Raw genomic sequence first — 25,151 nt, 5'->3', positions numbered from 1 at the left:
GCGTCCGGCCGCCGGCCCGCGGGACCCCGCACACGAACGCGTCCACCCGCTCGGTGAGCGGATGGACGCGGTTCCGCCAAGGCTCGGGGGTGCCTCGGAGGTCTGGTGCCGTACGGAGTCTCCGGGAACGGGCCGGTGCCGTACGGAGATTCCGGAGCCGGGCGGCGCCGTTCAGAACCTCAGGAACCGGCCGGCGACGTTCGCCATCCCTAAGGGCTGTCCCACAGTTCCTGGTGGATCAGCGCGCGGCGTCGGATGCGGTGCATCGCAAGGCGGAGAGGCGCCCGCATACTGGATGTATTCGGGCGTTTCGACAACGCGGCGAGGTGCCGTAGCTGTCGTCGTGCGCCCGCCAGGAATTGCGGGACAGCCCTTAGAACTCGTCGGCGCCGTTGCGCAGCTCGTGGGTCCAGTAGCCGGTCTTGGCAGCGGCGTCGTCGACGGCGATTCCGCCCTTGGGCGCGGTGACGGACTTGCTGCCCTCGGCGGGGCCGTCGGTGGCGAAGAAGTTCACGTAGAACGAGGTGACGGCGTGGTTCTTGTCGTCGACGCCGCCGTTGTTGACGCGGACGGCCGCGTAGGCCGGGGCACCGGCCTCCAGCACGATCGGGACGCCGGGGTTGCTCTTGGCGACCGGCGGAACGTCCTTCGAGGTCTGGGGAAGGTCGCCGAACGCGAGCAGCGGGTACTTCAGCAGCGTGCAGGCGCGGCCCGAGACGTTCTTCGCGGTGAGCGTGATGTGCGTGGTGGGCACGCCCTCCTGCTTCGCCGCGGAGACGTTCACGTCGTCGGCGGTGCAGGCCGGGGCCTTCTTGGCGCCCTGCTTCCCCTTCGAGCCCGCCTGCGCGGCCACACCCCCGGAGCCGGACTCCCCGGAACCGGCCGTCCCCGAACCGGCCTTCTCGGTGCCGCCCCCGGTCGAGCCGGCGGTGTCCGAACCGCCCGTACCCGAGCCGGAGGTACCCGCACCGCCGTCGGCGGCCTTCGACGCCGAAGCCTGCTTCGCGGCGCCGTCGCTCTTCGCGCCGTCCTCACCGCCACAGGCCGTGAGCGAAAGGCTGAGCGCGGCCACGGCGGTCGCGGCGAGAACAACGGGACGACGGATGGAAGTACGCATGTGGGGCTCCCCCGGAAGTTACGGCCAGTGATGGTCGGTGCCCACGACGGGCACCTGGTCCGCCCACAGCTTGCGGCCCCGTCCTGCCGTCCCGCTGACGTCCCACTGACGTCCCGCTGACGCACACATCCCGGCCATCAGCCCACTCGCCCCCGGGGGTGGAGGGTGCGGCCCTCCCCTCGAAGGGCAGAAGCTCCCCATGCGCCGCCCCTCCGCAAAGCCGACGCCACGTCCACGACATCCGGTGGACATGAATCCGGGACCCTCCCTGCGCGAGACAAACATCCTGGTTTCATGGGTACTTGAGAGCGCGAGCGGGGTTGGAGCGGGCTGCCCGCAAGCGCTTGCTCAAATCCTTCAAATCCCAACACCCATACACAGAAGGCAAGATCACCCCCGAAAGGGATCCGGCGGCCATGCCTCCGATGTGTCTGAACTTCACGAGAACTCCAGCGAAATGGCACCTGTGTGGATATCGTGCACCGAGCGAGGGCGCATCCGTCAGTCCATGGGATCGGCGGATGCGTCCCGTTTTGTGGGGGTGCAACCGTGACTGGGGGGTCCATGGGGCATGTCGAAACACCTGAAACCGATACATCCGGGCCGGTCGGGCTCCGGGGCGCACCGCGTCCCCGGACCGCCGCGTCCCGGTACCGCGCCATGGCCCCGGAGCAGTCGGGGCGGGTCCGGGAGTTACGGCGCGACCGGCTCGGTCCGGGCCGGGCGAGGAGAGGGCCGGGCCGGCACCCGGCGCTGCTCGCCCTGACCGAGGCTCTGGGGCTCGCGCTGCCGGCCTGGCCGGTCCTGAGCGCAGGTGACCAGTCGGATCCGCTGGCCACCGCGGTGCTCGCCTCTCTCGTGTGGGCCGGGCTGCGGGCCTCGCGCGGCCGGTACGCGGAACCGCCGCGCCACGGGGGGCCCGGCGCGTCCGGGGCATGGGGCGTGCCCGCGGACTGGCTGCTGCTCATCGGGGCCCTCGCCGTGCTGCGTACGGTGACCGGCGGTTCCGTGGACCCGGCCACGGAGATCGTGGCGCTCGCGCCGGCCCTGGTGTCCGCCTCTCTCGTGACGCAGCTGCGGCGCTGGCCCCGGGCCGCGCGGCAGGGGCGGCGGGTGCTGCTGGTCGGCGAGGCGCCGGGGGTCGACCGGGCGGTTCGCCTCCTCAACTCCCGTACGGGACACGGTTATGACGTGGTGGCCGCGATACCGGTGGGACCGGTGGCCCTGGAGCACGATGTGCGGGTCCCGGGCCGGCTTGCCTCCTGCCCCGCCGACGACGATGTGTCGACGGTGCTGGGCGGGGCCTTCGCGCACGCGGCGGATCTGGTGCTGGTGGCCCCCGGCCCCCAGCTGACCGGGGAACGGCTGAGACGGCTCGGCTGGGGACTGCACGACGGGGGGATCTCCCTCTGCGTGCTCTCGGAACTCTCGGGCGTCGCAGCGGCCAGGGTCAGACCCTGTGCGGTCGCCGGCCTGACGCTGCTGCATGTCTCGCCGCCGCTGCGCCACGGCCCGCAGGCGGCGGTGAAGACCGCGCTGGACCGGTGCGGCGCCCTGCTCGGGCTGCTGCTGCTGGCTCCGCTGATGCTGACGGTGGCACTGAGCGTACGGATGTCCTCGCGCGGTCCGGTGTTCCACCGCCAGGTCCGGCACGGGCAGCACAACCAGCCGTTCACCATGTGGAAGTTCCGCACGATGGTGGCGGACGCGGAGAGCCGCAAGGCGCAGCTCCTCGCGGCCGACGAGGGTGCCGGGCCGATGTTCAAGATGCGCCGCGATCCGCGGGTGACACCGATCGGCAGGGCGCTGCGGCGGACGTCGATCGATGAACTGCCCCAGCTCGTCAATGTGCTGATGGGTCAGATGTCCCTGGTGGGGCCGCGTCCACCGCTCCCGGAGGAGGTGTCCCGCTACAACGAGCGCGAGCACCGGCGGCTCTCCGTGAAGCCGGGGCTCACGGGGCTGTGGCAGGTCAGCGGGCGGTCGGAGCTGTCCTGGCAGGAGACCGTCGCGCTCGACCTCTGGTACGTCGACAACTGGTCGGTGGCCACGGACATGGGGCTCCTCGCCCGTACGGTGCGCGCCGTCACCGACGGCCGCGGGGCCTACTGAGGGGGCGGGGGCATGCGGACGCGAGGAGCCCTGTGCGGTGAACGGTCAGGCGTTCGGCCGGTGTTGGCCGAGCCACCAGGCGTAGGTGGAGGCGATGCCCTCGCGCAACGGGATCTTCGGCTCGAAACCGAGCGAGGAGAGTCGGGACACATCGAGGAGCTTGCGCGGGGTTCCGTCGGGCTTGGAGGTGTCCCAGGTGATGGCGCCCTGATAGCCCGTCACCTCCCGTACGGTTTCGGCCAGTTTCTGGATCGTCAGGTCCTCTCCGCAGCCGATGTTGACGGGTTCGTCGCCGTCGTAGACCTCCAGCAGCCGTACGCAGGCGGCGGCCAGGTCGTCGACATGGAGGAATTCGCGGCGGGGGCTTCCCGAACCCCACAGCGTGACCTCGGGGGCCCCGTCGCGTTTCGCCTCGTGGAAGCGGCGGATGAGCGCGGGCAGGACGTGCGAGGTCTCCAGGTCGAAGTTGTCGCCGGGGCCGTAGAGGTTGGTGGGCATGGCGCTGATGTACGCGGCGCCGTACTGCCGGCGGTACGACCGGGTCTGGGCGATTCCGGCGATCTTGGCGAGGGCGTACGCCTCGTTGGTCGGCTCCAGCGGGCCGGTGAGCAGGGCGTCCTCGCGGATCGGCTGGGGGGCGTGCTTGGGGTAGATGCAGGACGAGCCGAGGAACAGCAGCCGCCCGGTGCCCGCCGCGTGCGCTCCGGCGATCACGCTGAGCTGGATGCGCAGGTTGTCCTCCAGGAACTGCACCGGACAGGTGCTGTTGGCCATGATCCCGCCCACCTTGGCGGCGGCCAGCACCACGGCGTCCGGCCGTATCTCGCGCAGATATGCCCCGGTCGGCGCGGCCTCGCGCAGATCGAGCAGTTCACGGCCCCGGGTGAGCACCTCATGGCCCTCGGCGGTGAGGCGGCGCACCAGCGCCGAGCCGACGAGACCCCGGTGGCCCGCCACGAAGACACGGGAGCCGGGACGCAGTAGGGGGCGGACGGATTCCTGGGGAGGGCCTGGGAGATCAGTCGTCATGGCTCGGATTGTGCCAGCAGACACACCTCGCGGAGACGTTTTACCGCAGAACGATCGAAGTCCGGAATATCGGTGACCACTCGCCTCTCGGGCGAACACAGAAGGGGGACTCGTGGCGAAGACCGCGCTCATCACCGGCGTCACGGGCCAGGACGGTTCGTATCTGGCCGAGTTGCTGCTCGGCAAGGGGTACACGGTCCATGGGCTGATACGCCGCTCGTCGAGCTTCAACACCGAGCGGATAGACCACATCTACCAGGGTCCCGAGGAAGCGGACCGTTCCTTCGTGCTGCACCACGCCGATCTGGCGGACGGCGTCGCGCTGGTGAATCTGCTGCGCGACATCCGGCCGGAGGAGGTCTACAACCTGGGTGCCCAGTCACATGTCCGGGTCTCCTTCGACGCCCCGCTGTACACCGGTGATGTCACCGGGCTCGGCGCCATGAGGCTGCTGGAGGCGGTCCGGGCCAGCGGGATCGAGACCCGGGTCTACCAGGCCTCGTCCTCCGAGATGTTCGGTGCCAGCCCGCCGCCGCAGAACGAGGCCACCCCGTTCCACCCGCGCAGCCCCTACAGCGTCGCGAAGGTGTACGCGTACTGGGCGACGGTCAACTACCGTGAGGCGTATGGAATGTTCGCGGTCAACGGCATTCTGTTCAACCACGAGTCACCGCGCCGCGGCGAGACCTTCGTGACCCGGAAGATCACCCGGGGGGTGGCACGGATCAAGGCCGGGCTCCAGGACCGTCTGCACCTGGGCAATCTCGATGCCGTACGGGACTGGGGGTACGCCCCCGAGTATGTGGACGCCATGTGGCGGATGCTCCAGTGCGAGCGGCCGGACGACTACGTGGTCGCGACCGGCGAGGGGGTCAGCGTCCGCCAGTTCCTGGAGTTCGCCTTCGAGCACGCCGGGCTCGACTGGCGGGAGCATGTGCGCCACGACCCGAAGTACGAGCGTCCCAGCGAGGTCGACGCGCTGATCGGCGACGCCTCCAAGGCGCGCGAACTGCTCGACTGGAAGCCCGCCGTCAGGTCGCGGGAACTGGCCCGGATCATGGTGGACGCGGACATCCGCCTGCTGGCGGACCAGCTCACCGGAGCGGCCGTACGGGTGGACCGGTGAGAGGCCCGGGTCCCCGTGGACGTGTGCCGCCCTCCGCGTCCCGTCCGGCGTACTCCCGCGTTCGCCGCCGAGGGCCCCCGCGCGGTGCCGTTCGGCGGCTCCCGGGCACGGCCGGTGCTCCCCCACGGCACCCGGCCCGGCGCTCCCCGCGTCCGTCCCGGGAACCATCGACGGCGTGACATCGCCTTCCACCGGTCCCTCGGTGGACCGGGGCGTGTCCGCACCGGGCGGGGCCCTGGGCCCCGCCTCTTCGACCGCCCTCACCGGGCAGCGGGACGGCCAGTCCCCGCGTCCGGTGGGGCGGAACAGCAAACGCGGCCCACCGGCCGCAGATCGTTCTCACCTTCGGAGCCGAATGATGAACGGAAGTACGGGGCAAAGCCCTGGGGGACGCGGCCGTGTGCGAGCCGCCGCCGCCGCGCTCTGCCTGCTGGCCGGGGCCCTGACCGCGACCGCGGCGGGCACATCCCCCTCGGCCGCGCTGACCCCGCCGGTGTCCCTCACGGCGGACGACCTCACCACCTGGCAGACCAACGGCATCGTCTGGTCGATGGCCGCGCGGGACGGCATCGTGTACGCGGGCGGCACCTTCTCGACCGTACGCCCGCCGGACGCCGCGCCCGGCACCGCCGAACAGCCGGCGGTCAACTTCGCCGCGTTCGACGCGGCGACCGGGGCACCGACCGGCTGTTCCCTGTCCTTCACCCAGTCCTCGGGGACCGCGACCGTGCGGGCGCTGACGCTGTCCCCGGACGGTGAGACCCTCTACGCGGGCGGCCAGTTCGGGTCGGTGAACGGGGTCGGGGTCAGCAATCTCGTGGCGATCGACACCGCGACCTGCACCCCGCGCGACGACTTCAAGATCTCCGTCTCGGCGACGGTGCGGGCGCTCGCCGTCACCGCCGACACCGTCTATCTGGGCGGGGACTTCAACAACGTGGGCGGCAAGACCCGCAACAAGTTCGCCGCCGTCACCACGGGCGCGGACCTGCTGCCCTTCACCGCGAACGCGGACGAGGTGGCACGGGCCGTCGAGGTGACCCCGGACGGGCGGCACGTCCTGCTCGGCGGGGACTTCTTCACCGTCAACGGCACCAGCTCGCACGCGCTGGCCGTGGTCGATGCCACCACCGGCGCGCTCACCAAGAGCTATCCCGGATTCATCCCGAACACCTCCACGGTGCAGGACCTGACCACGGACGCCACCGGCTTCTACACCGCCAACGAAGGCACCGGCGGTGGGGTCTTCGACGGCCGTATCGCACTCGACCTGGACGACTTCCAGCAGCGGTGGCGCGACACCTGCCTGGGAGCGACGCAGGCCGTGCTGGTCCACAAGGGCGTGCTGTACAGCGGCAGCCACGCCCACGACTGCTACAGCATGGGCGAGTTCCCGGACCAGGAGCGCAAGCACCTGCTGGCGCAGTCGGTCGACGACCCGAAGCTGCTGCCGTGGTTCCCGGACACCAACGACGGGATCGGGGAGCCCGTGGGACCCCGGACGATGTCCCAGACGGACAGCGGCGGACGCCACTACCTCTGGGTCGGCGGGGAGTTCACCACGGTCAACGGCTCGGCCCAGCAAGGTCTGACCCGGTTCGCCGACGGTCCCGACACCGGGGCGCCGTGGGTGCCCAACGTCAGCCTCTCCACGGTCACCCCGGGCAGGATCACCGTCAACTGGCAGACCAGCTTCGACACCGACGACGGGGAGCTGACGTACCGGATCTACAAGGACGGGGCGAGCACCCCCGTACACACCACGACGGGGTACTCGCTGTTCTGGGACCGGCCGCAGCTGACCTGGGCGGACACCGACGTGGCTGTGGGCGAGACCCACTCGTACCGGATCACCGCGAGCGACGGCACCAACACCAGCGCCAAGTCCCCGGCACAGTCCGCCACCGTGGCGGCCGCCACGGAACGCTACCCGGCACGGGTGCTGGCCGACGGAGCCTCGCTGTACTGGCGCTACGACGAGGGCGCGGCGACCTTCGCCGCCGACACCGGAAGCAAGCTGAGCAACGGCTTCCTGCGCAACGGCCCCGCCTACCGGCAGACCCCGGCCGCCATCGCCGGCGACTCCACCGCGATCGGGTTCAACGGGCTCGACGAGTATGTGTACGGCAACACCCGGTACGCGCAGCCCACCCGCTTCTCCACGGAGACCTGGATCAAGACCACCACCACCCGGGGCGGCAGGATCATCGGGTTCGGGAACAAGATCATGCAGAACAGCACCACGTTCGACAAGCACGTCTACATGCGCGACGACGGACGGCTGGTCTTCGGCGTCCGCAGCGGGGGCACCCGCACCGTCACCACGACCGGGGCGTACAACGACGGCAAGTGGCACCATGTCGTCGCCACCCAGGGCACCGGCGGGATGGCGCTGTACGTCGACGGACAACTGCGCGCGTCGAACTTCCTGTACACGGCCAATGAGAACTACCCCGGCTACTGGCGGGCCGGCGGTGACAGTCTCTCCGGCTGGCCCAGCCGTCCGACCAGCAACTACTTCGCCGGGCAGATCGACGAGACGGCCGTCTACCCCACCGCGCTGAGCGCCTCCCAGGTCAGTGCGCACTACGCCCTGAGGAACGGCTGATGCGGCATCCGTTCCTGGCCGGTGCCGCCGTCGTCGTCATGACGGCGGCGCTGGCCGCCTGCGGCTCGTCCGCCGACGGGAACGGCCCGGAGGCCGCGGGGGCCCGGAGCCCCGCGGCCTCCGGGCCCGTCGCCGGGCCGTCCGCCGAAGGTACGTCCACCGGTCCGGCGGGCGGACCCTCCGCCGGGCCCACGAGCGAGCCGCCCAAGGTGCCCGCCGACCGGATCACCCCGGCCACCGGCTCCTTCACGAAGAAGCAGAAGGAGTACCTGGTGGACCGGGTCCCGGTGGGCATGGACCCGGCCGCCGTGCTGCAGACCGGGCAGGAGACCTGCGACAGGCTCGGCTATCTGGTCAAGGCCGACCGGGACACCGCCGTCGCGGCGATCGTTACCGGCGAGATCGCCGGCGCGAAGCCCGCGGTGTCCCATCTGTGCACCCAGCACCGGGAGTTGGCGGTCGAGGCGGCCCTCGGCTACCCGGACGGCACGCACACCGGCAAGGGCCTGCGGCCGGGCCGCTACCGCGCGGTCTCCCCCACCCCCGACTGCTCCTGGCAGATCACCGGTGCGGGCGGCAAGGTCCTGGGCTCGGGCACCTCGGGCTCCAGGTCCTCCGGCTCGGGCCCGTCCGGCGCCGCATCCGCCGAGCGGACGCGGATCACCGTCCCGGAGGCGGCCCGCGCCTTCACCTCCACAGGCTGCTACGCCTGGCTCCCCGAAGGAAAGGCCGGATGACCAGACTGCCGATCGCCGTGGCGATCCCCACGAAGAACGAGGGACTGAACATCGCCGAGGCGGTGAAGTCGGTGCTCGGCCACTTCGAGGCGGTCGTCGTGGTGGACTCCCACAGCACCGACGACACGGTGAGGATCGCCGAGGAGTGCGGCGCCGAGGTGATCGACTACACCTGGGAGGGCGGGCATCCGCGGAAGAAACAGTGGTGCCTGGACCATGTCCGCACCGATCTGGACTGGATTCTCCTGCTGGACGGCGACGAACGGCTCAGCCCCGGGCTGCTCGCCGAGCTGCGGGAGATCTTCGCCGATCCGACGGCTCCGAAGCCCGCGGCATATGACATTCCCCTGGGCTACTGGTTCTCGGGGAAGCGGCTGAGGCACGGCTACACCATCCGCAAGCGGTCCCTCACCGACCGCACCCGCTGCCACTACCCGGAGGTCGGCGATCTCGACGCCCCCGGGATCGGAGAGGTCGAGGGTCACTACCAGCCGGTCGCCGGGACGGCGGGCTCGCTCCGCAACCCCATCGAACACCAGGACCTCGACCCGGTCACCGCCTGGTTCGAGCGGCACAACCGCTACTCGGACTGGGAGGCGTGGCTGGAGCACCACCCCGAGGTGAAGGAGCAGGTCCGCAGGGTCAAGTCCCGGCAGGGGCAGCTGTTCCACAAGGCGCCGTTCAAGCCGCTGGTGTCCTTCGCGTACATGTACGTCTACCGGCGGGGGTTCCTGGACGGACGGGCGGGCTTCGACTTCGCGCTGGCGATGAGCTTCTACCGCTGGCAGATCGCGCTCAAGTCCCGTGAGGGCCGGAAGGGCTGAGCGCCCGCCGCCGCACCGGGCGGGGAAGGAACGGCCCCGGGGCGGGAACGGACCCGGGCCGTGGGAACGGCCCCAGGGCGGGAACGGACCGGGGTGGGTACGGACCCGTTCCCGTCAGACGGCCTTCCGGCGGACCACGTCCTCGTAGGTCCGCCGGAGGGTTCCGGTCACGGCGGCAATGGTGAAGTGTTCGCCGACGAGCTCCCAAGCCGCCCTGCCCGCCCGCTCATTGGCCTCGGGCTCCAGCAGTTCCAGGACCGCACCGGCGACCTTCGCCGCGTTGGCCCCGTCCTCGCCCGGCCGGCTGTCGATCACCCGGCCCGCCCCGGCCCGCGCCACCTCCGGGCCGAGACCGCAGGTTCGGGTGATGACGACGGGCGTGCCCACGGACATCGCTTCGAGCACGGAGACACCCAGCGGCTCCTCGATCGAGGGCAGCACATACACATCGGCCCGCCGGCCCGCTTCGAGGACCTCTTCGTGACCGAGCGGCCCCACCGGGTCGAGGGAGTCCATTACCCCCAGTCTGCGGGCGAGTTCGAGTGTTCCGCGCAGTGCGCCGGTGTCGGGCCCCGCCAGGACGAAGCGCGCGTCGGGGTGCTCGGCCAGGACGGCGGGCATCGCGGCGACGAAGTCCTCCGGCCGCTTCCGTTCCTGGATCCGGGCGAGGAAGAGAACCGTCGGCGGCCGGTCCCGGTCCCGGGCGGGCTTGCGCTCCTGCGGCCGTACGCCGTTGACCAGCCGCACGGTGCGGGTCAGCGGGACGGGCGCGGCGACGGCGTTCACATCGACGCGCTCCGTCTCGGTCAGACACAGGACGGCATCGGCGCCGCGCAGCACCCGCCGCACGCCCAGCAGGTCCGTGAGCCGGGCGACCCTGTTCTCGGTGGGATCGACCATTCCGTGCGTCTGGACGACCAGCGGCGTGCGGGTGGCCAGCGCGAGCAGCGCGGCGGGCAGGGTCACCAGGTCGCGCATGAGATGGACGTGTACGAGGTCGGCGCCGCGCATCATGCGGCGTGCGGCCAGCAGCAGGGGTCCGGAGGTGATGCCGCTGACCTCGAACCTGGGGAGCAGATGCCGGGCCTGGAAAAGATGGGCGGGAACCCCCTCGACCTCGCCGGGCAGTGCGCCGGGGCCGAAGCCGTCGCCCAGAGCCATGATCCGGGCGTCGTCGCCGCCCGCGCGCTGGAGCTTGGACAGGTTGAGCGCCACCCGGGTCGGGCCACCGAACGCATGGTCCGGGGTGTGCAATGTGACAACGTGCAGAACCTTCACCAGGGTTCCCCTCAACCTCGGCCGACATTCCACAGACTAGTCAGCACATCCCCTCAAGTGGGGTGATTCGTTAGAGTGTTCACAGGTCCACGAAACGGGGGGCGCATGACGTCCGTGCGGGATCCGGCACCGTCCGCGCCCCTGGCCGCACCCGCGGACGGGGGCGGTGGGAGCGGGTCCGGCAGGGCTCCGGCCAGGCCCATGTCGTGGGCGATGCTGTCGCGGGCGCTCGCCGTGCCGCTGATCCTGGGGCTGGTGTGCTTCCTGCCCGCGCTGATCGCCGCGCAGCCCGGGGCGGGGGTCCGGGACAACGGGTACTGGCTCCAGCTGGTGCTGACCTGTTATGCGGGGGCCCGGCTCGCCACCATGATCCTGTCCACCCGGCGGCGGCTGCTCCAGGGCGTCTTCTGGATGTTCGTGTACATCGCGATGGGAGTGGCGCCGTTCGCGCAGGCGGTGATCGGGCAGACGCCGACACCGCTGGTCGGGCCCCGCTCGGACCTGGTGACGGCCATCGCGATGATCCTGGTGGGCTGTGCCGCGTTCGACCTGGGGGCGCTCCTGGCGTCCCGGCGGCCCCTGCGGCACCGTACGGGCCCGCGCGTCGCGCCCGGCACGGGAGCCGCCGGAGGCACGGGAGGCGTGCGCGGCTCCGCCGTCGCGCACCCGGTCCGGCTCCGGCTGCTGGTGCTGCTGGCCTTCGCGGCGAGCGGGTACTACGTGCTGAAGCTCGGCGGACCCGCCGTCTTCTTCTCCAGCCGCCAGGAGATCAGCGCGTCCGTGGCGGCCAGCGGGGTCGCGTCCACCGAGTCCAATGTGGGCTCGGCGTTCCTGAAGGGCTTCGGCACCGTACCGGCGCTCCTGGCGCTGCTCTTCTACACCCGGCGGCTGGTGACCTCGCGTGCCGCCCGCCGCGCCCCGTCCACGGTGCTGGTGTGGGTCGGCCTCGCTCTGCTCAACCTGATCGTGAACAACCCGGTCTCCAACGCCCGTTACTGGTTCCTGACGGTCCTGGTCTCCTTCCTGTTCACCGCGTTCCCGAGCAGTGCCGCGATGTACCGCTCGGTGCTCACGACGGGAGTCGTCGGGGCGCTGGTGCTGTTCCCGTACGCGGACCGGTTCCGGTACGACGACGAGGGGTACCGGCCCGTGCAGTCGGCGTCCGTCTTCGAACCGCTGGCCACCAAGGACTACGACCAGACGGTGATGTTCGCCAACACCATCTCCTGGGTCGACACCCGCGGCCACACCTACGGCAGGCAACTGGCGGGCTCCGGGCTCTTCTTCGTGCCCCGGGCGGTGTGGAGCGGCAAACCGGAGGACACCGGGGTCAGGGTCGGACAGTGGATGGGGATGAACATGACCAACCTGTCCGCGCCGCTGTGGACCGAGTTCTGGGTGGACTTCGGTCCGGCCGGAATGACCGGCGGTCTCGCGCTGATCGGCTACGCCGCCGCCCGTACCGACCGCCGCTACGCACTGGCGGTCTCCCGGGACGGGCCGGGACCCGGCAGCGTCCTGGCGATCGCCGCCCCGCTCATCGCCGGGTACACCTTCATCCTGCTGCGCGGGCCGCTGCTCCAGTCCGTGGGCAAGCTCGCCATCGCCGCGCTGTGTCTGCTGCTCGTGACCGGTTTCAGGGAGCGGGCCGTACGGCGCCGGCGCTGAGCCGCTCCCCCGGTGCCGGGGCGCGGTGGCGCAGCCGGTACACCCGGATCCAGGTGGCGGCGGCCTTGCAGACCGAGCCCAGGCAGAGCCCCCAGGCGGCACCGGGGACTCCGGCGAGCAGATAGCCGCAGGTCAGAAAGGCGACGGCGGCCAGCGAGAACACCACCTGGATCGCCAGGGTGGTCCGTGGGTCGAGCATCCGCAGAGCCAGCAGCCCACAGGTGCCCACCGCCATCGCCGCGTACTGGCTGCCGGTCGCGGGCAGCAGCGCCGATGCCACCGGCCAGGTGTCGCCCAGCAGTCCGCGGCCCGCCCCGTCCGGGAGCAGCGCGAGCACGGTGGCCCAGGCCGCGGCGGTCGCGGCCAGCACGGCGGCGAGAGCGGCGGTGACCCGTACTCTGCGTCGCTCGTCGCCGATGCGGCCGAGCAGCGGCGGGCCGAAGCCGGTGGCCGAGGTGAAGAGCACGTTGAGCGGCCCGAACAGGGTGGTGGCCCCGCGCAGCGCGCCGACCAGGAGCGGGTTGCCGACCGCGCCGAGCCCGAGGACGGAGAGCTGTCCGGTCGCGTTGCCCACCCCGAACTCCACGACGAAGCGCCTGCCGAGGTGGCCCCGGCGCAGCAGCGGAGGCAGCCGCACCGGGCTCCCGGCCACTTCCCGGTGCAGCAGGGCGGCGGAGAGCAGCAGGGCGGGCAGCGCGGACAGGCCCCAGACGGTGATCAGCCGCGCGGCCCCGGCGCCGTGCGGCTGGGCGGACAGCGCGGCCAGTACGCAGGCGAGCCTGAGCAGGTCGGCCGTCAGTGCGAGGTGGGGCCGCTGGAGGGTGGAGAACGCGTAGCGCACGGCGTCCTGGCCGAGGACCACGGGAAGGACGAGCCCCAGCATCATGAGGGCACGGGCGGTGTCGCCGGGCAGCAGGAGGCAGACGGTGGCGAGGAGCGCGCCGAGCGCCGCCGAGGCGAGCAGGGTGAGGGCGACGGCGGAGCGGCAGGCGCTCCGGGTCTCCCGGCCGCGTCCGCGGCTCAGCACCAGGGGCTGTCCGGTGTACGCGCCGGAGATCCCGAGCAGCACGGTGAACACGAGGTAGACCGCCGAGAAGCGGGCGAAGTCGGCCACGGTGGAGAGCCGGGCCGCCGCCACCAGCACCAGGATGTTGGTGAGGGCCGCCACGCCCTGGTCCGCGACCGAGCAGACGATCGCGGTCCGGGTCCTCACGGGCTCCCGTGAGGGTGTTCTCATGGCCGCCCGGCGGGAAGGTCGTAGGGGCGCAGGCCGAGCGTCTCGCTGGGGTCACCGGTGCTCACCGGTCCGGTGTGGGCGCCCGGTCCGGAGCCGTTGCGGCGCCGGGCGGACTTCTGGCGCCCGGCGCGCGGCCGGCGTACGGCCCGGCCGCGGCCCGGGTGGAGCAGGACGCCGAGTACGGAGCCGCCGGACGCGCCGATGATCTCCCGGATGCGTTCCAGGTCGCTGCGGTGCACCTCACGGGGGTCGCAGACCACCATGACGCCCTCCACCCGGTCCACCAGGGCGACCGCGTCGGCGTACGCCAGGACGGGCGGGGCGAGGACGATGACCACGGCTCCGGGCCGGTCGGCCTCGGCCACGATGCGTCCGACGGACGCCGAGGTCAGGGCTCGCGGCACATTGTCCACCGTGACCCCGGCGACCAGGGCGAAGGCTCCGGAGCCGGGGACGTCCACGTTGGAGCGGGTACCCGCGGGCCAGCTGCCCGGGGCGTGCGGGGTGTTCCGGGCGTTCCGGGGGGAGGCCGCCGGGTCCCCGGCCCAGCGCGGCCGTACGCCGTAGGCGGCCTGGCCCAGGTCCCGGGCCAGTGACGGAGTGCGGAGGTCGGCCTCGACGAGGAGTACGTCGCGTCCCATCTCGGCGAAGGCGGCGGCCAGGTTGGCGGCTGCCGCGGCCGCGGCGGCGTTGTCGCCGCGCGGCGCGGTGACCAGCAGCCGGCGGCTCCGCGCGAACGACGGGTCGTAGGCGAGGCGGAAGGCGACCGCGCGGTACTCCTCGGCGAGCCGGCTGCCGCCGCGCCCGATCGCGAGCAGGGAGCCCGGGGCGGTGCGCTCGCGGGGCAGGGTGCCCAGCAGCGGGGCGCCCAGACAGCGGACGACCTCGCGGGTGGAGCGGACGGCCGGGTCGAAGACGAGGCGCACCCAGGACATCAGCAGGCCGAGCGCGAGTCCGACGACGCCGCCGAGTCCGAGCAGCAGCAACAGCCCGGCCCCGGTGGGCTCCGTCGGGGGGACGGGCTTCTTGTTGAGATATCCGGGCGTGGTGTCCAGAGCCTCCAACTCGGAGATCTTCCTGCTGAGTTCGGAGATGGAGACGATGATGTTGGCGCGGGCGCTGCTCACGTCGTCGGCCTCGCCCGCCCCGATCTCCTCCTCCAGCAGATCGCGCTTGTCCTCCAGCGGTTCGAGCTGGGCCCGGTAGCCGGTGGCCATGTTCGCGATGCTCTCCTCGGTGCGCGCCTTGCGGTGTTCCAGGTAGGCGTTGGCGAGGGCCTCGGCCCGGGTGCTGGACTGGGCGGGGGTGCGGCCGGTGTAGGAGAAGCGCAGGGTGAGGGTGTTGGGCGGGTTGGTGACCTGGAGGCCGGAGAGCAGTTCACCGGCGGGCACGTGGTCGCCCCACTGGGCCAGGGCGTTGGCGGCCAGGGCGCCGACGGTGTCGCTGACGGCGGTCTGCCGCTCGGAGCCGATGTTGATGCCCTTGTCGGCCGAGGCGCCGGTGGCGAAGGGGTCGGCGGTGGCGGAGCGGACCTGGACCTCGCCGGTCGCGGTGTAGGTGTCCTCGCCGCCCAGGGCGAGGTACGCGCCGCCGAGCAGCCCGACCGCGATGCCGGCGATCAGCAGCCGCCGGTAGCGCAGGAGCTGGCGGAACTGGTCCCGCAGCAGGGCCGGTTCGTCCTGTTCGTCCAGGGTGCGGATCTGATGCGTCATCGGCGTGGGCTCCCTTGTCCGGTGCCGAGGACCTCGGCCAGCAGTGCGTCGAAGCGGGCCAGTCCCGCCTGCCTGCTCAGATGCTGTGCGACGTAGCGAGGTCCGTGTGCGCCGAGCGCGTCGGCCGTGACGGGGTCCTGGGCCAGTTTCCGTACGGCGTCGAGCAGGGCGGCCGGGTCCTCCGGGGCGACCAGCGCGCCGGCGCCGGAGCGGCGTACCTCATCGGCCGTGCCGCCCTCGTCGGCGACGGAGGCGACGACGGGCCGCCCGGAGACGAAGTAGGAGGTCAGTTTGGAGGGGACGCTCATGTCGAGCACCGAGGCGCGCTGGGTCACCGCGAGGACATCGGCGGCGGCGAGGATGTCGGTGAACTCCCCTGCCCCGGCGGGTGGCAGGAAGTCGAGGTTGGCCAGTCCCGCGGCACGGGCGCGCAGCGCGTCGCGCTGGTTCCCGTCGCCCATCAGCACGACACGGATGTCCGGCGCCCGGCGGGCGGCGTCGACCAGGACTTCGAGCCCCTGTTTGAGGCCCATGTTCCCGGAGTGCAGCAGGACCGGGGTGCCCTCGGCCCAGCCGAGGCGGGCGCGGGTGGCCGCCCGGTCGGCGGTGGGCCCCTGCACATGGGTCCAGTTGGGGACCAGCCGGATGCGTGCGGGGTCGACACCGAGGGCCCTGACGCCCGGGACGAAACTCTCGTGGATGACGCCGACGAGGGCGGCATGGCGCAGCGCGTACCGCTCGGCGGCGGCGGCGACCGCCGCCGCTCGGCCGCCGCCCCGGATACCGCTCTGCGCGGCGGCCGCGCCCATCAGGTCCTGGACGACGGGCAGGTAGGGGACACGGTGGCGGCGGGCGATCCGGGCACCGATGACCCCGCCCGCGAGGCTCGGCATCTGGGCGATCACGGCGTCCGGGCGTCCGGGCGGCGGCGCGAGGAGCCCGTGCCCGAGGACCGTGGCCTCGAACGCGGCTCTGCGCAGGGCCGTCTGGCGGGAGGGCACATAGTGTCTTCGGCGGTGCACGCCGACGGCCTCACGGGTCTCGGTCGTCCGCCACACTCCCCGGTAGCGCGCGTCGACCCGCCAGGACGGATAGTGCGGCATGCCGGTGAGCACCTGGGTCAGCGCGCCGGAGGCGGCCCAGTGCTCGGCGAGCTGGGTGGCGTACGGGCCGATGCCCGTGAGCTCCGGTGCGTAGTTGGTCGAGACCACCAGGAGTCGGCGGTTCTCGAACGGCCTGTGCTGCTCGACAGCGGACATCACACGATCGCCTTCCCCCCGGAACGGCAGCCAATCCCCAGGGGGCAGCCCCCCTTGAGCTTATCCGTTCACGGCTTGCCCAAGTGTTCTTCACAGTAGTGTCGTTGGCACATCAGCACACATCGCGCTCACCGTGGGGGGGAGAGAACGGATGGCGCAGCACAGAGTCGGTTACGCACCGGGGGTGTACGACCTGTTCCACGTCGGGCACCTGAACATCCTGCGGCACGCCCGCAGCCAGTGCGACTACCTGGTCGCGGGGGTCGTCTCGGACGAGATGGCCGCCCTGGCCAAGGGCCACAGACCGGTGATCCCGCTGCCCGAGCGGCTGGAGATCGTCCGCAGCGTCCGCTACGTGGACGCCGCGTTCGTCGAGACGGTGCCGGACAAGGTCGAGACCTGGCAGCAGGTCCGGTTCGACGTCATCTTCAAGGGCGACGACTGGCGGGGCACCGGAAAGGGGAAGCGGCTGGAGCGGGACTTCGCCGAAGTGGGCGTGGAGGTCGTCTACTTCCCGTACACCGTGCACACCTCCAGCACCCAGTTGCGCCGGGCGCTGGACGTCCTGGTCAGTCAACCCGGAACGCTTTCAGCTCCCTGAACCACTTGGCGAGGAACGCCACCAGGAACACCGCGTGCACGGCCGCGAGCACGGCGTACCCGGTCCGGAAGGCCCCGGGTGCGCCGAGCAGCGGGAACACCAGGCAGAACACCCCGTAGTCCGCGGGCAGAAGCACCACGGCCCGCAGCCGGGACGCCGGCGCGGGGGCGGAGCCGGCCGGGTCGGAGCCGGCCGGGACGGCGCGGGCGGCGGCCCGGCCGAGCTGCTCGCGCAGAAGTCCGGCGCAGAAGGTGAGCACCGAGACGAACAGAAAGCCCAGTGGCAACAACAGCCATATGTCACTAGGCAGTTCGGTGAAGCGGTAGAAGGAGATCAGTACAGCGGTGTGGACGAGGATCATCTTCGCGCAGTCCACGACATGGTCCAGCCACTCCCCGTCGGGGCCGCCCCTGCCGGTGAGCCGGGCGAGCTGGCCGTCGGCCGAGTCGAAGGCGAAGCCGGTCACCAGCCCCGCGCAGACGGCGAGGCCCAGTCCCCACGACGGCGGGGCAAGGGCGAGCGAGGAGATCGCCGCGAAGGTGAACAGGGCGCTGACGAGAGTGACCTGATTGGGAGTCATACCAGCTCTGAAGGCCCCGGCCGCCAGTACCCGCCCCGCCGGACGGTTCACGTACCGCGAGTAGAGCGAGACGCCCTTGGACGTCTTCTGCGCGCCGCGCAATTCGCGCAGCACTGTACCTGTGCTTCCCATACGCCCCCCAGCGTCCGGCATTGCCCGCATCATGGCACGCGGAACGCGTCCCCGTGGGGCGGAGCGGCGATCTCCCTTACCCGGGAGGTAATCGACCCCGGCCCGGCCCCCGCGTCAGGGTGTGTCCACCGCCCCGGAGCACCGGAGCGGCAGGACGAGGGCCCCGCGGCCCCCGGCGAGAGGACGCACCGTGACCGCATACGAGGACGCCGTTCAGCGCTACTTCACCGCCTGGAACACCACCTCGCCCGAGGAGCTGGAGAAGGCGGTGGCCGCGGCCTTCACCGAGGACGCCACCTACACCGACCCGCTGGCCGATGTGCGGGGCCACGACGGGCTGGTGGCCGCGATCAGCGGTGCGCACCGGCAGTTCCCCGGCTTCGGCTTCCGGCCGACGGGCACCCCGGACGCGCACCACGACCTGGTGCGCTTCACCTGGGACCTGGTCTCCGGGGCGGACGGTTCGGCGCCCGCCGCCGGGTTCGATGTGATCAGGCTGGCCGAGGACGGGCGGATCCGCTCCGTCAGCGGCTTCCTGGACCGGCTCCCGGGGGCCTGACCGGTCTCCCTGTCACCTCTCCTCGGTCAGCTGTTCGTCGAGTTCGTCGAAGAGCAGTTCGGCGTGGTCGATCTGCCCGGTCCGGTACGCGGACCGGGCCACCAGATGCGCGGCGACCGGGCCGGTCAGCATCTGGAAGAAGCCGATGAGGGCGAGGGTGGCGAGGTCCATGCCGCTGCGCAGCCGCAGTGCCACCCCGGCCAGCACGAGCAGCATCCCGAGGGTCTGCGGCTTGGTCGCGGCGTGGCTGCGGGACAGGACGTCCGGCAGCCGCAGCATGCCGATGACTCCGAGCAGACAGATCAGCGCCCCGACGAGGAGCACGAGGGCACCGAGCGTGTCGGCGATCCGGAACCAGACGTTCACCGCGGTCCCTCCTGACTTCCGGTGCCGGGCGGTGGTACCCGGCGGGCAAGCGGGCGGTCGCGTACGGCGATGAAGCGGGCGATGCCCACCGACCCGGTGAAACCGAGGAACGCCAGCACCAGCATGATCGGGAAGTAGAACGAGTCCCGGGCGAAGGCGGACTTGGCGCCGAGGCCCGCGATGATCAGGGCGGCGCACACGTCCAGCGCGATCGCCCGGTCCAGCATGGAGGGGCCGCGCCAGATCCGGATCAGCAGCAGTGCCCCGGCGACGACGACCATCACGACGGCGGCGATCAGCAGGATCCGGTCGACGTTCTCGGGTGCGCTCATGTCAGGTCCCCTCCCGCTGTCCGGGCGCGGTGCGGTGGGGGCGGTCCGGCCACCCTGTCGATCTCGTCTGGGGTACCGAAGGCCCGTACCGTCAGTTCCTCCAGCCGCCACACCGAACGCCGGGCGGCTTCGAGCTCCTCCGGCCGGTCCGCGTCCAGGACGTGCAGGAACACCGTGGAGGTGGCCCGGCGCACCTCGACGATCGAGCCGCCCGGCACATTGGAGACGGCCACGGCGGTCGCGGCGAGCATCAGATCGCTGCGGCAGCGCAGCGGTACGCCGATGACGGCGGCCCGGTGGGGGTGCCCGGCGAAGATCTGCCGGGTGACCTTCACTCCCGAGGTGTACATGTCGTAGAGCAGATAGGCGACGAGCCGCAGGATGCCCCAGAGGTGCAGCCGCAGCCCCAGATCGACGCGGGGCAGCGGGAAGGCCAGGCAGACGGCGACGGCGACGACCACGCCGGTCACCACGTTGGCCCAGGTCAGCGTGGACCAGAGCAGGACCCAGATCACGGTGAGCCAGGCGATCAGCGGCAGGTCGAGCACCCGTCTGCGCCGGTCGCCGAACTGGCAGCTGAAGGGCGGCAGATCGGCGTCGCGGAACGACAGGGTGAGGAATCGTCTCACCGGCCGAGCACCTCCTCGATGTACGGGGTCCGCCTCAGGAGTTCGGCGGCCGTGCGGTCGGTGTACGAGGTCAGGGGGGCCGCGAGCACGGTGAAGGCGAGCCCGAGCACGACGGTGGCGGCGGTGGCCGCGGTCATGGTGCGGGGCAGCCGGGTCGTGGTGGTGACGGCCCGTCCGTGCAGGGTGGCGGCGACGACCCGGCCGGCCGGGTGGGGGCGGGGGGCGATGCCCTCGTCGCCGGTGCCGGGGATGTTGTCGGGGCCCTCGTCGGTGTCGTCGTCGTTGTCGTCGTCGGACTCCAGGACGGTGCCGTCGGCGGCCTGACCGGGGGGCGCGGCCCGCCAGAACGCCAGGTTCCAGACCTTGGCCATCACGTACAGCGTGAGCAGGCTGGTCACGGCCGACCCGATGACCAGGATCCAGGGCCAGACGCCGCCGTCGGCGACACCCGCCCGCATGAGTCCGAGCTTCCCGATGAACCCCGACAGCGGGGGGATGCCGGCGAGGTTCATCGCGGGGACGAAGAAGAGGAGAGCCAGGACCGGCGCGGCGCGGGCCAGACCGCCGAGCCGGGTGAGTTCGGTGGTGCCGCCGCGGCGTTCGATGAGCCCGGCGACGAGGAACAGTGTCGTCTGGACGGTGATGTGGTGGGCGACGTAGACGATGGCACCGCCGTACGCCTGCCGGGTGGCGAGTCCGATGCCGAAGACCATGTAGCCGATGTGGCTGATCAGGGTGAAGGAGAGCAGCCGCTTCAGGTCGGTCTGGGCGACCGCGCCGAGGATGCCGATGACCATGGAGGCGAGCGCGGCGGCCATCAGGAGATCGCCGAGCCGGTTGCCGGGGAACAGGAGCGTCTCCGTACGCAGCATGCAGTAGACGCCGACCTTGGTGAGCAGTCCCGCGAAGACGGCGGTGACGGGGGCCGGGGCCGTGGGATAGGAGTCGGGGAGCCAGGCGGCGAGCGGGAACACGGCGGCCTTGATCGCGAAGACGGTCAGCAGCATCGCCTGGATCAGGGTCTGTACGCCGAGCGGGAGTTCGCCCAGGCGCTGGGCGAGCTGGGCGAAGTTCGCGGTGCCGGTCGCCGCGTACGTCATGGCGATGGCGGTGAGGAACAGCATCGAGGAGAACAGCGAGATGATCACGTAGGTGGATCCCGCCCGGATGCGGGGACCGGTGCCGCCGAGGGTCAGCAGGACGAAGCTGGCCACCAGCATGATCTCGAAGCCGACGTACAGGTTGACGAGGTCTCCGGCCAGGAAGGTGCAGGAGACCCCGGCGACCAGGATGAGATACGCGGGGTGGAACACGGCCACCGGTGTCTCCTCGTCCCGGTCGGCCATGCCCTGGCCCAGGGAGTAGACCAGCACGCAGAGCGTGACGGCCGAGGAGACGGTCAGCATCAGTCCGGTGAGCCTGTCCGCGACCAGGGTGATGCCCAGCGGCGGTGCGAAGTCGCCGAGGTGGACGGAGAGCGGTCCACCGGTGTCGGCGGCGATCATCAGGACGACCGAGAGCGCCGTGACGGCGGAGAGCACGGCGACGCTGATGAAGCGCTGGAAACGTTTGAGCCTGGTGCCGAAGGCGAGGCTGAGGCCGGTGGCGCAGAGCGGCAGCAGCACCGGCAGCGGGACGAGCGCGTTCATCCGGTCACTCCTCGGTCGTCGCGCACGCCGGGGTTCTCCTGGCGCGCGTAGTCCTCCGGGTCCGCGCCCAGGACGTCGTGCCACAGGTCGCCCGAAGCGTCGCGGCCGCGGGCCTGGAGGGCGCGGTCGGCGCGCAGCCGGGCGCGCAGGCGGCGGCGTTCCTCCAGGTAGCGGTCACGTTCCTCGCGGGTGGGTTCGGCCCCGGAGCGGTATTCCTCGCGCAGTTGGGCGCGCTCCCCCATCACCTCGGCGCGCAGCACGATGCGCCGGTCCTCCAGGTCGTCGTGCACCTCGTCGCTGCCGGTGAGCTGGTGGCCCCGGTAGGCCATGGCGAGAAGGAACGCGGTGGTGGCCAGGGTGATGACGATGGCGGTGAGCGCGATGGCCTGCGGCAGCGGGTCGGTGACCTGGCGCAGCGGTACGCCGTAGAGCAGCGGAGCCGCACCGGCCGAGCCGGTCGCGGACAGGACGAGCAGGTTGATGCCGTTGCCCGCGATGACGGCGCCGAGCAGGATCCGGGTCAGCGGCCGGGTGAGCATGAGGATGCCGCCGACCGCGCAGAGCACCACGGCGGTGGCCAGGAGCGAGGCGCTGACGGTCATCGGGGGCCGCCTCCCGCTTCGGGGCCGCCGGCGGGGGCGAGGACGCCCGCCGCCCGTTCGATCTGCCGGTCGATCTTGGCTCCGAGGGCCCGCACGATGTCCAGGACGACGCCGAGGACCAGCAGGTAGACCCCGAAGTCGAAGAGCACGGCCGTCCCCAGGTGGTAGTCGCCGAACACCGGCAGACGGCCCTTGTACGTCCAGGCGTGCAGCACGGTGCCGTCGACGAGGCCGAGCAGCGCGACCCCGGTGGACACGAAGAGGCCGAGCCCGGTGAAGAGTCCGGGCTGCAGGGGTGCCGCCTGGGCCAGTTCGAAGCGGCCGCCGGCCAGATAGCGGGTGATGAGGGCGACCCCGGCGACGAGTCCGGCGACGAATCCGCCGCCCGGCATGTTCTCGGCGCAGAACAGCAGGTACACGGAGAGCACCAGGATCGGGTGGAACAGCAGCCGGGCCACCACCTCGAAGACGACCGAGCGGTGTTCGGGGGCGAGCGTCTCGCCGGCCGCCAGCCAGCTTCGCTCGGGGGCCGTCTCCAGGCCCCGCGACAGTCCGCTCAGCGAGCTCGCCGAGAGCGACCAGGCGGTCCGGCCGCGCAGCTCCTCCGGGCCCATGGGGCCTTCGCTGCGGCGGTGCAGATAGATCAGGCTCGTCACGCCGATGGCCGCGGCGGCGAGTACCGCGGACTCCCCCATCGTGTCCCAGGACCGCAGATCGACGAGGATCGTGGCGACGACGTCCTTGAGTCCGTGGTGGGCGACCTCCTCGACCATCGCGGCACCGGCCGGAGCGGCGATGCGCGCGGCGGCGGCGACCCACACCACCACGCCGATGGTGGCCGCGGCGCCCAGGGCCACCGGGACGCGGGCCGCGCGCCGCCAGCTGCTCACGGACTCCTGGAAGTGCACCGGCATCCGGCGCAGCACCAGCACGAACACGATCATCGACACGGTCTCGACGCAGAACTGGGTGAGCGCCAGGTCCGGGGCGCCCTGGACGACGAAGAGCAGCGCCGCCCCGTATCCGGTCAGGCCCGCCAGCACGACGGCCTTCATCCGGCGGCTCACGGTCAGACAGCAGAGGGCCGCGGCGCAGGTCAGTACGGCGACGGCGCCCTGGAGCGGGGTGTCCCAGAGCCGGGGTGCCGCGGCCCCGTTCCAGGGGCGGTCGGTGATGAGCACCGCGAGCTGCCCGGCGAGCATCACCAGGAGTGTGGTGGCGAGGTAGACGGAGAGCGAGCCTCGCTGGACGAAGCCGGTGACCTGGAGGGCCAGGCGTTCCAGCCCCAGCAGCAGATGACCGAAGACGCTGTCGGCCTTGGGCCAGGCGACGCGGCGGGAGAGCCGGGCGACGGGGGCGCGCCCGGCGAAGAGCACGGCACCGCCCGCCCAGGCCAGCGCCGACAGGAGCAGGGCCGTGCCCGCACCGTGCCAGAGGGAGAGGTGGTACGGGTGCGCGGGGGCGGGGAAGACGTCGGCGTACGCGCTGAACAGCCGGTCGGTCCAGCCGACACCGGGTCCCAGGACCACCCCGCAGACGGCGAGCAGGGCGGGCGGGGCGAGGAAGGCCCAGCCGACGCGGTGGACGGGGGTGTCCTTGAGGCCGGGCTTCCGGGCGAAGGCGCCCCAGACGAACCGTACGGTGTACGCGGTGGTCAGCGCCGACCCCGCGACGACGGCGGCGAGCGCCCACCGGTCGGCGGTGTCCCCGTGCAGCAGCGCTTCGAAGGCGGCCTCCTTGGCGGCGAATCCGAGCAGCGGCGGCAGGGCGGCCATGGACGCCGCGGCGAGCACGGCGACGACGGCGACATGCGGCAGCGCCCGGCCGACCCCGGAGAGTCCGCGCAGGTCGCGGGTGCCGGTCGCGTGGTCGATGATGCCGGTGACGAGGAACAGCGGGGCCTTGAACAGCGCATGGGCGAAGATCATGACGGCGGCGGCGAGCGCGGCGTCCCGGTTGCCCACCCCGGCGAGCAGGGTGAGGAAGCCGAGCTGGCTGACGGTTCCGTAGGCGAGGACGAGTTTCAGGTCGTTCAGGCGCAGCGCGCGCCAGCCGCCGAGCAGCATGGTCGCGGCGCCGAGCACCAGGACCACCGGGCGCCAGACGGGGATGTCGGCGAAGGCGGGGGCGAGCCGCGCCACCAGGTAGACACCGGCCTTCACCATCGCCGCGGCGTGCAGATAGGCGCTGACGGGGGTCGGTGCGGCCATGGCGTTCGGCAGCCACATGGAGAACGGCCAGAGCGCGGACTTCGACAGCGCCCCGACCAGGACCAGGACGACGGCCACCGAAACGGCGAGGCTCGTCCCGGGCGGGTCGCTGACGATGGCGGAGATGCGGTAGGTGCCCGCCGCCTGACCGAGGATCAGGAAGCCGACGAACATCGCGAGCCCGCCGAACGTGGTCACGGTCAGCGCCTGGAGGGCGGAGCGGCGGTTCTGTTTGCGTTCGCTGCCGTGGCCGATCAGCAGGTAGGAGAAGACCGTGGTCAGTTCCCAGAACACATAGAGCGAGATCAGGTCGTCGGCGAGGACGAGGGCGAGCATCGCACCCGCGAAGGCGAGCAGATTTCCGGCGAACCCGGCCAGTTGCGGGGTGCCGTCGGCGAAGTAGGAGGCGCAGTAGAGCAGTACGAGGGTGCCGACCCCGGCGGCGAGCAGCACCATCAGCTCGGCCAGGGCGTCCAGGCGCAGGGCGACGTAGACGTCGTACTGCGGGATCCACCGCCAGGACGAGGTGACCGCCCGCCCGGAGGCCGCCGCGCCCCACTGGGTGGCCGCCCAGACGGTCGCGGCGGCGGGGGGCAGGGCGAGGACCACGAAGGCCCGGCTGCCGAACCGGTGCACCAGAGGGCCCGCGCAGGCCGCCAGCAGGAAATGACAGACGATGAGCGCGGTCACGGCTGAGCATCCGGAAGAAGAAGCACTAAATACAGATATATCCCCCAGGACCGTTCACCCGTACGGCGCGCCGTACGGCACCCGGACCGCACGG

21 protein-coding genes are annotated in these 25,151 nt (G+C 71.9%); 8 read left to right on the top strand and 13 right to left on the bottom strand.

Annotated features, from left to right (window positions below):
- Positions 1 to 373 precede the first annotated feature (373 nt).
- Positions 374 to 1,117, bottom strand: a complete 744-nt coding sequence (locus ABT170_RS32265; RefSeq protein ID WP_329940833.1) for a DUF4232 domain-containing protein — start codon at positions 1,115 to 1,117, stop codon at positions 374 to 376.
- 660 nt (positions 1,118 to 1,777) lie between these two features.
- On the opposite strand from ABT170_RS32265, the gene ABT170_RS32260 reads away from it, so the two are divergent.
- Positions 1,778 to 3,229 carry a sugar transferase gene (locus tag ABT170_RS32260; RefSeq protein ID WP_443034217.1) on the top strand — a complete coding sequence of 484 codons (1,452 nt, stop codon included), beginning with the start codon at positions 1,778 to 1,780 and terminating at the stop codon, positions 3,227 to 3,229.
- 45 nt (positions 3,230 to 3,274) lie between these two features.
- On the opposite strand, the gene ABT170_RS32255 is transcribed toward ABT170_RS32260, so the two are convergent.
- Positions 3,275 to 4,258: a GDP-L-fucose synthase family protein gene (locus ABT170_RS32255; RefSeq protein ID WP_351873316.1), complete on the bottom strand. Its 984-nt coding sequence runs from the start codon at positions 4,256 to 4,258 to the stop codon at positions 3,275 to 3,277.
- A 112-nt stretch (positions 4,259 to 4,370) separates the two neighbouring features.
- On the opposite strand from ABT170_RS32255, the gene gmd reads away from it, so the two are divergent.
- The 4 genes from gmd (at position 4,371) to ABT170_RS32235 (ending at position 9,553) form a co-directional block, all read left to right on the top strand.
- The gene (gene gmd / locus ABT170_RS32250) at positions 4,371 to 5,384 is read left to right on the top strand and encodes a GDP-mannose 4,6-dehydratase (RefSeq protein WP_329940836.1); all 1,014 of its coding nucleotides are present in this window, start codon (positions 4,371 to 4,373) and stop codon (positions 5,382 to 5,384) included.
- Between the two features lie 355 nt (positions 5,385 to 5,739).
- On the top strand, positions 5,740 to 7,992 hold the full coding sequence (locus ABT170_RS32245; RefSeq protein ID WP_351873312.1) for a LamG-like jellyroll fold domain-containing protein: 2,253 nt from the start codon (positions 5,740 to 5,742) through the stop codon (positions 7,990 to 7,992).
- Positions 7,992 to 8,729 (top strand): RAD23 family protein, encoded by a 738-nt coding sequence (locus tag ABT170_RS32240; RefSeq protein ID WP_351873309.1) that lies wholly within the window; start codon positions 7,992 to 7,994, stop codon positions 8,727 to 8,729. The genes ABT170_RS32245 and ABT170_RS32240 overlap by 1 nt, the downstream gene beginning before the upstream one ends.
- The gene (locus tag ABT170_RS32235; protein WP_329940839.1) at positions 8,726 to 9,553 is read left to right on the top strand and encodes a glycosyltransferase family 2 protein; all 828 of its coding nucleotides are present in this window, start codon (positions 8,726 to 8,728) and stop codon (positions 9,551 to 9,553) included. Before ABT170_RS32240 ends, ABT170_RS32235 begins: the two co-directional genes overlap by 4 nt.
- Before the next feature lie 114 nt (positions 9,554 to 9,667).
- Here ABT170_RS32235 and ABT170_RS32230 read toward each other — a convergent pair whose 3' ends face one another.
- Positions 9,668 to 10,831 (bottom strand): glycosyltransferase, encoded by a 1,164-nt coding sequence (locus ABT170_RS32230; RefSeq protein WP_351873305.1) that lies wholly within the window; start codon positions 10,829 to 10,831, stop codon positions 9,668 to 9,670.
- A gap of 105 nt (positions 10,832 to 10,936) precedes the next feature.
- Between ABT170_RS32230 and ABT170_RS32225 the strand changes: the two genes are divergently transcribed.
- Positions 10,937 to 12,499, top strand: coding sequence for a hypothetical protein (locus tag ABT170_RS32225; protein ID WP_502970594.1), 1,563 nt, complete (start codon positions 10,937 to 10,939; stop codon positions 12,497 to 12,499).
- Here ABT170_RS32225 and ABT170_RS32220 read toward each other — a convergent pair.
- Genes ABT170_RS32220 through ABT170_RS32210 form a run of 3 tightly spaced genes read right to left on the bottom strand, consistent with a single transcriptional unit; the run spans position 12,468 to position 16,707 of the window.
- Entirely contained in the window at positions 12,468 to 13,712 is a 1,245-nt protein-coding gene (locus ABT170_RS32220) for an MATE family efflux transporter (protein ID WP_351873299.1), read from the bottom strand. The two genes, ABT170_RS32225 and ABT170_RS32220, sit on opposite strands and share 32 nt — an antisense overlap.
- Before the next feature lie 20 nt (positions 13,713 to 13,732).
- Positions 13,733 to 15,448, bottom strand: coding sequence for a lipopolysaccharide biosynthesis protein (locus tag ABT170_RS32215; RefSeq protein WP_351873296.1), 1,716 nt, complete (start codon positions 15,446 to 15,448; stop codon positions 13,733 to 13,735).
- The gene (locus tag ABT170_RS32210) at positions 15,445 to 16,707 is read right to left on the bottom strand and encodes a glycosyltransferase (RefSeq protein WP_329940844.1); all 1,263 of its coding nucleotides are present in this window, start codon (positions 16,705 to 16,707) and stop codon (positions 15,445 to 15,447) included. The genes ABT170_RS32215 and ABT170_RS32210 overlap by 4 nt, the downstream gene beginning before the upstream one ends.
- A 151-nt stretch (positions 16,708 to 16,858) precedes the next feature.
- Here ABT170_RS32210 and ABT170_RS32205 point away from each other — a divergent pair, with 151 nt between their 5' ends.
- The gene (locus ABT170_RS32205; protein WP_329940845.1) at positions 16,859 to 17,308 is read left to right on the top strand and encodes an FAD synthase family protein; all 450 of its coding nucleotides are present in this window, start codon (positions 16,859 to 16,861) and stop codon (positions 17,306 to 17,308) included.
- Here ABT170_RS32205 and ABT170_RS32200 read toward each other — a convergent pair.
- Positions 17,277 to 18,020, bottom strand: a complete 744-nt coding sequence (locus ABT170_RS32200) for a CDP-alcohol phosphatidyltransferase family protein (RefSeq protein WP_351873292.1) — start codon at positions 18,018 to 18,020, stop codon at positions 17,277 to 17,279. The genes ABT170_RS32205 and ABT170_RS32200 overlap by 32 nt on opposite strands.
- Before the next feature lie 190 nt (positions 18,021 to 18,210).
- Between ABT170_RS32200 and ABT170_RS32195 the strand changes: the two genes are divergently transcribed.
- Positions 18,211 to 18,579 (top strand): nuclear transport factor 2 family protein, encoded by a 369-nt coding sequence (locus tag ABT170_RS32195; RefSeq protein ID WP_329940847.1) that lies wholly within the window; start codon positions 18,211 to 18,213, stop codon positions 18,577 to 18,579.
- A 12-nt stretch (positions 18,580 to 18,591) separates the two neighbouring features.
- Here ABT170_RS32195 and mnhG read toward each other — a convergent pair whose 3' ends face one another.
- From mnhG to ABT170_RS32165, 6 genes are read right to left on the bottom strand one after another with little or no spacing between them, the layout of a single operon-like run.
- Positions 18,592 to 18,945, bottom strand: coding sequence for a monovalent cation/H(+) antiporter subunit G (mnhG, locus tag ABT170_RS32190; protein WP_351873289.1), 354 nt, complete (start codon positions 18,943 to 18,945; stop codon positions 18,592 to 18,594).
- On the bottom strand, positions 18,942 to 19,277 hold the full coding sequence (locus ABT170_RS32185) for an MrpF/PhaF family protein (RefSeq protein WP_329940849.1): 336 nt from the start codon (positions 19,275 to 19,277) through the stop codon (positions 18,942 to 18,944). The genes mnhG and ABT170_RS32185 overlap by 4 nt, the downstream gene beginning before the upstream one ends.
- The gene (locus tag ABT170_RS32180) at positions 19,274 to 19,906 is read right to left on the bottom strand and encodes a Na+/H+ antiporter subunit E (protein ID WP_351873285.1); all 633 of its coding nucleotides are present in this window, start codon (positions 19,904 to 19,906) and stop codon (positions 19,274 to 19,276) included. The genes ABT170_RS32185 and ABT170_RS32180 overlap by 4 nt, the downstream gene beginning before the upstream one ends.
- Positions 19,903 to 21,555: a Na+/H+ antiporter subunit D gene (locus tag ABT170_RS32175; RefSeq protein WP_351873282.1), complete on the bottom strand. Its 1,653-nt coding sequence runs from the start codon at positions 21,553 to 21,555 to the stop codon at positions 19,903 to 19,905. The genes ABT170_RS32180 and ABT170_RS32175 overlap by 4 nt, the downstream gene beginning before the upstream one ends.
- On the bottom strand, positions 21,552 to 22,157 hold the full coding sequence (locus ABT170_RS32170) for a Na(+)/H(+) antiporter subunit C (RefSeq protein ID WP_329940852.1): 606 nt from the start codon (positions 22,155 to 22,157) through the stop codon (positions 21,552 to 21,554). Before ABT170_RS32170 ends, ABT170_RS32175 begins: the two co-directional genes overlap by 4 nt.
- Positions 22,154 to 25,057 (bottom strand): Na+/H+ antiporter subunit A, encoded by a 2,904-nt coding sequence (locus ABT170_RS32165; protein ID WP_351873279.1) that lies wholly within the window; start codon positions 25,055 to 25,057, stop codon positions 22,154 to 22,156. Before ABT170_RS32165 ends, ABT170_RS32170 begins: the two co-directional genes overlap by 4 nt.
- Positions 25,058 to 25,151: the final 94 nt, after the last annotated feature.

Origin of the sequence: Streptomyces sp. NPDC001787 (assembly GCF_040297465.1) — a bacterium.
Classification (GTDB): Bacteria; Actinomycetota; Actinomycetes; order Streptomycetales; family Streptomycetaceae; genus Streptomyces.
The sequence above is the reverse complement of the archived record's forward strand: the minus strand, read 5'-3'. Positions and strand labels throughout refer to the sequence as shown.